10 protein-coding genes are annotated in these 7,335 nt (G+C 68.9%); 8 read left to right on the top strand and 2 right to left on the bottom strand.

Features of this window, described 5'->3' with window-relative positions:
• Positions 1-542: 542 nt before the first annotated feature.
• The 5 genes from ABZ260_RS42810 (at position 543) to ABZ260_RS42830 (ending at position 4,193) form a co-directional block, all read left to right on the top strand.
• A complete protein-coding gene (locus ABZ260_RS42810; RefSeq protein ID WP_355629326.1) occupies positions 543-1,118 on the top strand; it encodes an ATP-binding cassette domain-containing protein in 576 nt (191 codons plus the stop codon).
• A 276-nt stretch (positions 1,119-1,394) separates the two neighbouring features.
• Positions 1,395-1,745 carry a metalloregulator ArsR/SmtB family transcription factor gene (locus ABZ260_RS42815; protein WP_355629329.1) on the top strand — a complete coding sequence of 117 codons (351 nt, stop codon included), beginning with the start codon at positions 1,395-1,397 and terminating at the stop codon, positions 1,743-1,745.
• Positions 1,745-2,203, top strand: a complete 459-nt coding sequence (locus tag ABZ260_RS42820) for an SRPBCC family protein (RefSeq protein ID WP_355629332.1) — start codon at positions 1,745-1,747, stop codon at positions 2,201-2,203. The genes ABZ260_RS42815 and ABZ260_RS42820 overlap by 1 nt, the downstream gene beginning before the upstream one ends.
• 29 nt (positions 2,204-2,232) lie before the next feature.
• Complete coding sequence (locus ABZ260_RS42825; protein WP_355629335.1) at positions 2,233-3,657, top strand: MFS transporter; 1,425 nt, start codon at positions 2,233-2,235, stop codon at positions 3,655-3,657.
• Between the two features lie 17 nt (positions 3,658-3,674).
• Positions 3,675-4,193 carry a pyridoxamine 5'-phosphate oxidase family protein gene (locus tag ABZ260_RS42830; protein ID WP_355629338.1) on the top strand — a complete coding sequence of 173 codons (519 nt, stop codon included), beginning with the start codon at positions 3,675-3,677 and terminating at the stop codon, positions 4,191-4,193.
• Here ABZ260_RS42830 and ABZ260_RS42835 read toward each other — a convergent pair.
• Both ABZ260_RS42835 and ABZ260_RS42840 read right to left on the bottom strand, forming a co-directional pair.
• Positions 4,175-4,501, bottom strand: a complete 327-nt coding sequence (locus ABZ260_RS42835) for a hypothetical protein (protein WP_355629341.1) — start codon at positions 4,499-4,501, stop codon at positions 4,175-4,177. The genes ABZ260_RS42830 and ABZ260_RS42835 overlap by 19 nt on opposite strands.
• Entirely contained in the window at positions 4,498-4,911 is a 414-nt protein-coding gene (locus ABZ260_RS42840) for a Tn3 family transposase (protein ID WP_355629344.1), read from the bottom strand. Before ABZ260_RS42840 ends, ABZ260_RS42835 begins: the two co-directional genes overlap by 4 nt.
• Before the next feature lie 51 nt (positions 4,912-4,962).
• Here ABZ260_RS42840 and ABZ260_RS42845 point away from each other — a divergent pair, with 51 nt between their 5' ends.
• From ABZ260_RS42845 to ABZ260_RS42855, 3 genes are all read left to right on the top strand, one after another.
• The gene (locus ABZ260_RS42845; protein ID WP_355629347.1) at positions 4,963-5,157 is read left to right on the top strand and encodes a hypothetical protein; all 195 of its coding nucleotides are present in this window, start codon (positions 4,963-4,965) and stop codon (positions 5,155-5,157) included.
• A 242-nt stretch (positions 5,158-5,399) separates the two neighbouring features.
• Complete coding sequence (locus ABZ260_RS42850) at positions 5,400-5,903, top strand: cupin domain-containing protein (protein ID WP_138648532.1); 504 nt, start codon at positions 5,400-5,402, stop codon at positions 5,901-5,903.
• Positions 5,904-5,980: 77 nt separating this feature from the next.
• On the top strand, positions 5,981-7,335 hold a 1,355-nt coding region (locus tag ABZ260_RS42855), incomplete at its 3' end, for an MFS transporter (protein WP_355629350.1).

Genomic DNA, 7,335 nt, shown 5'->3' on the forward strand with positions numbered 1-7,335 from the left:
TCAAACGAGCCCTCTCCCGGCAACTGTTCAAGCTCCTCGAACGCACACCAGAATCCCTCCAGGCAGCCGCTTGACAGATATAGCAGCCTCGAAAAGTCCCGTTAGCAGAGGAGAGTTGAGTGGCTTACCGTGACTTTTCGTTCAGGTGTGTGTCGCCGGGAGATTTGCACAGGTCATAACTGGAGGCCTGCGGGCACACCCGGTTATGGTCGGCGGTCGTCTGAGCTACCGGCGACAACGAGTCGGCGTTCCTCATCGGCGTGTTGAGCGTTCTACTCCCGGACGCGTCCCCAGCCGCCAAGTAGCGGTGAGTGCCACCGGGAGCGTCGGCCACGGATGGCTCCGCGCTGACCTGGGTGGTAACGCCTGGGTTACCTCGAAGAGGGTTGCTGGCTTGATCGCGCCGCGTGGGGTACCTGACGTGTGATGGAGGCATGTCTTTTTCGTCTTCGCATTCGGGTGAGGTTCCGAGTACTGCCGGGCAGCCGCCTGTTGTCCACGCGGTCGATCTGACGCGCACGTTCGGCCGCCAGAGTTCGCTGGTGACGGCTCTGGACCGGGTTTCCGTGGGGTTCGAGGCGGGCCGGTTCACCTCGATCATGGGGCCGTCGGGGTCTGGGAAATCGACGCTGCTGCATTGCCTGGCGGGTCTGGAGCGGCCGACGTCGGGGTCGGTGCTGATCGGGGGAACCGATCTGGCGCGGCTGTCGGACGGGCAGTTGACGACGCTGCGGCGGGATCGGCTGGGGTTCGTCTTCCAGGCGTTCAACCTCATTCCGACGTTGACCGCAGAGGAGAACATCACACTGGGCGAGCGGATCGGCGGCCCTCGGGTGGATCGGCAGTGGATGGCGCATCTGGTGCGGGTGCTGGGGCTGGGCGACCGTCTAGGGCATCGCCCGAGCGAGATGTCCGGCGGCCAGCAGCAGCGGGTGGCGATCGCCCGGGCGCTGGCGCACCGCCCGGCCGTGGTGTTCGGCGACGTGTCGGGCGACCGAGTCGACGCCAGGGCGGGCGTACCGCTCCAGGGAGCGGACGGAGGCGTGACGGGAGCGGGCCAGCAGCATCGGGGTGGAGGTGCCGTCCTTGGCGTCGTGTGTCAGGGCACTGTGACGTAGCCGGTGAAGCGTCCACCCGTTCAGGTCCTCGATGTCCTCGGGTGAGGCGAGCGGGTTGGCCGGCAGCCGGGTGTTCTCCTCGAAGATCTCCTCGGCCCGGCGGTAGGAGAGCCGGGGCCGGCTCCGAGCATCACGCAGTGCTGCATGTCCGTTCGCCGTGGCTGTACGAGAACAGGGCCGAATGCGCGAGCCCGCCAGTAGATCGGACCACCACGATCGGGTCATTGGTTAAGGAAGTACTTGACTATAAATGTGTGCCGACCCATAGTTAAGGACATGCCTAACTATGGCGGATCGCTGGACCGGGTGTTCCAGGCGCTGGCGGATGGAACGCGCCGGGCGATGGTGCAGCGCCTGATCCGCGGGCCGGTGTCGGTCGGCGAACTGGCCAGGCCACTGGAGATGTCGCTACCGGCGGTCATGCAGCACATCCAGGTGCTGGAAGCGTGCGGGCTGGTCAGATCCGAGAAGATCGGCCGCGTCCGCACCTGCCGCATCGAGCCGGACGTGCTGCGGACGGCCGAGGACTGGCTTGCCGAGCAGCGCACGTCCTGGGAACGGCGCCTGGACCGGCTCGGCGACTACCTGCTCGATGATCCCGGCACACCGGAGCAAGGGAGCTTGTGATGATCGACCGTTCTGTCACGCACGCCACGTTCACCCTCGAACGCCTCTACCCGGCCACGGCGGCCCGGGTGTTCGCGGCATGGGCCGACCCGAAGGCGAAGGCCCGCTGGTTCTCCACCCCCGATGCGGACCATGAACTGGACTTCCGGGTCGGGGGCCGGGAGGTCAACCGCAGCCACCCGGACAGCGGCCTGTCGATGACGTTTGAGTCGTTGTACCGCGACATCGTCCCAGACGAGCGCATTGTCTACACCTCCATGTTGCACGCGGGAGACGACCTAGCGACGGCGTCGCTGACGACCGTGACGTTCTGCCCTGCCGATGGGGGCACGCAGCTGGTCCTCACCGAGCAGGGCGCCTTCCTCGATGGCCGGGAGGAGCCCTCCTGGCGGAAGCACGGCACCGGCGACTGGCTTGACGCGCTGGGCGTCGAGCTGGGTGCGGGAGGGCATGAGTGAGCCCGCGGGCGGCCGCCTTGAGGTGGCGGGTGCTGGTGTTACTGGGCACGGCGTTCTTCATGACCATCCTGGACGGGACCAGCCTGCTCACCGCCCTGCCGGCCATCGAGCGGGAGTTTCGGGCGCACGGCACCGCCGTCCAGTGGGCGGTCACGGCCTACGCGCTGGCCTTTGCGGGCCTGCTGCTGTTGTGCGGCCGCGCCGCGGATCTGCTCGGCCGCCGCAGGGTCTTCCTGGCCGGAATGTCGCTGCGCGTGTTGGCCTCGTTGGGATGCGGGTTCGCCCCGACGGTCGAGGCCCTGGTCGCAGCCCGCGCTTTGCAGGGTGTGTCGGCCGCCATCATCGCCCCCGCAGCCTTGTCCATGGTGATGAACGCCTTCGCCGAAGGCAGCGAGCGGAACAGGGCACTGGGAATCTGGGGTGGGATCGGAGGGTTCGGTGCCACCGCCGGGCTGCTGCTGGGCGGCCTGATCACCGATACGCTCGGCTGGCAGTGGGTCTTCTGGATCAACGTCCCGGTCGGGGTGGTGGTGCTGATCCTCGCGCCGGTGATGCTGATCGAGAGCCGGAACGAGGTGCGTGTCCGCTCCTTCGACCTGGCCGGGGCGCTGACGGTCACTTCGGCTCTCGTGCTGTTCGTCTACGCCATCACCGGCGTCCCTGACGTTGGATGGTTCAGCTACCAGGTCCTCGGGCCGCTGGCGGGTGCGATGGCGCTGACCGGCTTGTTTGTCGTGATCGAACGGCGGTCCAAGGCGCCGCTGGTGCCGTTCGGGGTCCTGCGGTCGCGTTCCCTGGTCGGCGGCGACCTCCTGCTTCTCGTCACGGGCATGGCGGTCGACGGCATGCTCATCATCCTCACCGCCCACGCGCAGTCGGTGCTCGGCTGGTCGCCCGTGCGGTTCGGCCTCACGGCCGGGGTGATGACCGTGGCGGCCGTCGTCGGTGCTCTGGTCTGCCAGCGGGTTGTGACCAGGATCGGCGTGCGTCCGGTCGCGACCGTCGGCACTGCCCTGCTCGGTGGAGCCTGCCTGCTGCTCACCCGGGTGGTGTCCGAGCACAGCTCACCGGAACTGCTGACTTTTGCCCTGTTGGTCTTCGGGGCGGGCATGGGCACCGCCACCGTCTGTGCCCAGATCGCGGCGTTCACCGGTGTCGCCGAACGGCACTCCGGTCTGGCCGCCGGACTCGCCGATACCTGCTTCGCGGTTGGCACCGCCCTCGGCGTAGCCATCGCCGGCAGCGTTGTCGCCACGCATGCACCCACGCCTGGGATCGCCGCGCCGCAGACGCTGGTTCCCGGTCATCAGGCCGCGTTCGGCGTGGTCGGCCTCGTCGCGGCACTGGGCCTGGTCATCGCTCTGGCCATGCTCGGCAAGCGATCGGCACCGGTCACCAAAGAGACCGCGGCGCCTCCCGTTGACCAGATCGTGTCCGACCGCATTCCCGCCTGACCCATTGAGGAGCTTCCATGTCCGACTGTGACCCGGTCGCCGAGATCGGCCCCTTCAGCGACTCCGGCGCCGACGTGATCCCCTGGCCGATCGCACTGCGTGAGCTGGAGCAGGCGCGACTGTTCTGGCTGTCCACCGTCCGCCCCGACGGCCGGCCCCACGTGACACCGTTGCTGGCCGTCTGGACCGGCGGCGCCCTGTACTTCGCTACCGGCGACCAAGAGCGCAAGACGCGTAACCTCCACGCCAACGACCACTGCGTCATGACGACCGGCACGAACGTCCTCGACGGTATCGACATCACCATCGAGGGACGTGCCGAGTTGGTGTGCGACCCGGCTGAACGCAGCACCACCGCCGACGCCTACGAGTGCAAGTACGGCGACCTCCTGACGAGCCCGGACGGCACCTGGCATGGCCTCGGTGACACCATCCGCTCCGGCAACGTTCTGCTGTACCGCATCGATCCGGAGGTCGGATTCGCTTTCGGCAAGGGCGAGACGTACAGCCAGATCCGCTACCGCTTCCAGCGCTGACCGTTGATTCCGCGGCCGCGTGTCAGGCGGCCGAGCACCGGCCACCGTCGCAGAATGAGGATGTCGGGCTCGCTCTCGCGCATCCAGCACGACGTGCACAGACCGCTCCGGCGGACCTGGCGGTTGGTCCAGAAGGCGGGTTCGACCCCGGACCGGCGGGCCTCTCGGTCATCGTCCGGCAGGCGCCACCACGCGGGCGGGGTCAGCACGGTGGCCCAGGCACGGGCCCGGGGCAGCCACATGTCGGGGTCGCGCCATGCGAGACGCCGGCGCAGCCCGCGCGCAGTGCCGTACAGGCGCAGGCTCATACGTTCTCCACGGTGGATCGCGTGGTCTGGCCGGCGGGGGCCCGGGGGCCCGGTACGGAGGTCGCGGCGAGGTTGAGGCGGGCTCCCATGTCGAGGTTCACCTCACCGTAGGGCCGGACGTGGGACCAGAACAGCGGGGTAAGGCTGCGCCGGTCGGCGGGCGTGAGGAGGTCCACCCACTCCGATTCGCCGAGGATGTCCTGAAGCATCAGGGTGTTCACGTACACCAGGGCCGATTGCAGAATCCGCAGGCACAGCACGAACATCTCCTGCTCGTCACGCCGGTTCGAGGCGATCTCCCCACCCTTGCCGTACGCGATCACGGAGTTCGCGCCGTTAGAGGACTCCATCACGTTCAGGCCCTCCTCGATCTCCCGCTGAAGGTCCCGCAGCCGCAGGTAGCGGGCCATTCTGAGGAATCTAGGCGTCCTCCTTCCAACCGTGGCCCCGCCCTGGACATCATGGACGTGGTCCGGCAGTTGGTGGCCGAGGGCTGGCCCATCACCGCCGACCAGCTCGCCGCCCTGTCGCCGTACCTGCGCTCCCACATCACCCGGTTCGGGGCCTACGCCACTGACGAGCTCGCGCACAAGCCCGCCGCGTTCAACCCCGTGCTGGCCGAGGTCGACTTCTCCGCCTTGGACCTGGCGGTGTAACGGCGTCGTCCAGGTGGGCTGATGGTCGAGCTGGCGAGCGCGCGCCCGCCACCCGCGACACGGGGCTTGGAGCGCCGCATATCTGTGGTGGTGGCCGCGTTCAGCGCCCTCCAAGGACGCGAAATTGACCCATGGGTGTCGCCATTGAATGAACCATGTAATGGGTCTTTGTGCACCGTAGATTCGTCGGTGTCAGCAAGAAGGGCCTGGTGAGAAGCCGGGCCGGACACCCGGGAGAACCCATGAACGCTGTTACGAACCAGCCGACCGCCCCCGTCTTGGTCCGCGCCGCGGACGCCGAGTCCCTGCAGGACGGCGCGACAAGTCTGATCACGCTGCTGGCCGACGCGGGTGCGACCGGCGGCGCGCTCACCGCCAACAAGGCCACGTTCCAGAAGGGGTCGCCGGGCGCTCCCGCGCACTTCCACACCAAGGCCACCGAGATGTTCTTCGTCCTGGACGGCGCGATGCGCATTCTGGTGGACGAGGAGATCGTGACCTTGGGCAAGGGCGATTTCCTCACCGTCCCGCCGACCGTGCCGCACGCGTTCGCGCCCGCTCCCGGTAGTGAGGCCGAGATGCTGGTGGTCTTCACCCCCGGCCTGCACCGCTTCGACTACTACCGGCTGCTGGAGCGCGTCTACCGGGGCGAGGCCACGGTGCAGGACATCCGCGACAGCTCGCAGCAGTACGACAACCACTACTTCGACAGCCCCGTGTGGGCCAAGGCGCTCGCCCAGCGCTGAACCCGCAGCCGGGCCGCGTGTCCCAGCGGCCCGGCCCGGCACCACTCCCCGTACCTTCTCCGGAAAGCAGTCTCCTCATGCCCTCGACCATGCCCCAGGCGCCCCGGCGGCGCCGCCCGGGAGCGATCTTGGCGCTGCTGGCGTTCGCCCAGTTGATCATCTCGATCGACTACAACATCGTGTACGTCGCGCTGCCGGAGATCGGCTCCGGCCTCGGCTTCTCCGCACAGCACCTGCAGTGGGTGATCAGCGCGTACGCCGTCGCGTTCGGTGGCTTCCTGCTGCTCGGCGGGCGGGCGAGTGATCTGCTCGGACCGCGGCGGATGTTCGCCGTCGGGCTCGTGCTGTACGCGGTCTCCTCGCTGCTGGGCGGTCTGGCCGAGTCGGCCGCCGTGCTGGTCGCGGCCCGGGCCGCGCAGGGGGTCGGTGGCGCGTTCCTGTTCCCCGCGACACTCACCCTGGTCTCCACGAAGTTCGCCGAGGGACGCGAGCGCAACCGGGCGTTCGCGGTGTGGGGCACGGCGGGCGGCAGTGGGATGATCCTCGGCTCACTGCTCGGGGGCGTGCTGACGGAGGCGTTCGGCTGGGAGTCGGTGTTCTTCGTCAACGTGCCCCTCGCCGGTGCCGCCGCGCTGCTCGCCTTCGTGTTGATCGCACCGGACGCGCCGCGTGCCGGCGGCCGCTCGATGGACGTCGCGGGGGCGCTGACCTCGACGATCGGTATCACGGCCGTGGTGTTTGCCCTGGTGCAGGGACCGGAGTCCGGATGGCTGTCGCCCGCCGTGCTGGCCACCGCGCTCGCGGGCGCGGTCCTGTTCGCGGTGTTCGTCGTGGTCGAACGGCGTAGCGCCGACCCGCTGCTGCCGCTGCGCCTGTTCACCAACCGCAACCTGAGCATGGGGACGGTCGTCACGTTCTTGTACATGGGCACCTTCGGCACCCTGCTGTACTTCCTGACCGTGTACTTCCAGGGCGTGCACGGCTACGACGCGCTGACCACCGGGCTGGCGTTCCTGGTGCCGATGGCCGCCATCGCGGTCGGCTCGCAGACCGCGGGCAGGCTGGCCACCCGGCACGGGATCCGGCCGGTGCTGGTCGCCGCGCTCACGGTGGGCGGCCTCGGCGCTGTGATCGTCGCCGCAACGATGGCGACCGGTGCCTCGTACGTCGCGCTGATCCCCGGCCTGGTCGTGCTCGGGGTCGGTCAGGGCGCCGGGTACACCCTGATGTTCGGCGCCGCCGCGCTCGGGGTGGCCGCCGAAGACCAGGGCATCGCCTCGGGCGTCGCCTCCACCAGCCAGCAGGTCGGCGGCGCGGTCGGCCTGGCGCTGCTGGTGGCGGTCGCCAACGCGGGCCTGGACGGACTCGGCGGCCAAGCGCTGCGCGCCGCGACGACCGACGGGCTGCGCACCGCGATGTTGATCGCGGCGGC

Origin of the sequence: Streptosporangium sp. NPDC006013, from assembly GCF_040614275.1 — a bacterium.
Lineage (GTDB): Bacteria > Actinomycetota > Actinomycetes > Streptosporangiales > Streptosporangiaceae > Streptosporangium.

Coding starts and splice junctions, on each gene's coding strand:
- ABZ260_RS42815 (WP_355629329.1), top strand. CDS start 1,395: ATGCCTAACTATGGCGGATCGCTGGACCGGGTGTTCCAGGCGCTGGCG.
- ABZ260_RS42845 (WP_355629347.1), top strand. CDS start 4,963: ATGGACGTGGTCCGGCAGTTGGTGGCCGAGGGCTGGCCCATCACCGCC.
- ABZ260_RS42840 (WP_355629344.1), bottom strand. CDS start 4,911: ATGGCCCGCTACCTGCGGCTGCGGGACCTTCAGCGGGAGATCGAGGAG.
- ABZ260_RS42850 (WP_138648532.1), top strand. CDS start 5,400: ATGAACGCTGTTACGAACCAGCCGACCGCCCCCGTCTTGGTCCGCGCC.
- ABZ260_RS42830 (WP_355629338.1), top strand. CDS start 3,675: ATGTCCGACTGTGACCCGGTCGCCGAGATCGGCCCCTTCAGCGACTCC.
- ABZ260_RS42820 (WP_355629332.1), top strand. CDS start 1,745: ATGATCGACCGTTCTGTCACGCACGCCACGTTCACCCTCGAACGCCTC.
- ABZ260_RS42835 (WP_355629341.1), bottom strand. CDS start 4,501: ATGAGCCTGCGCCTGTACGGCACTGCGCGCGGGCTGCGCCGGCGTCTC.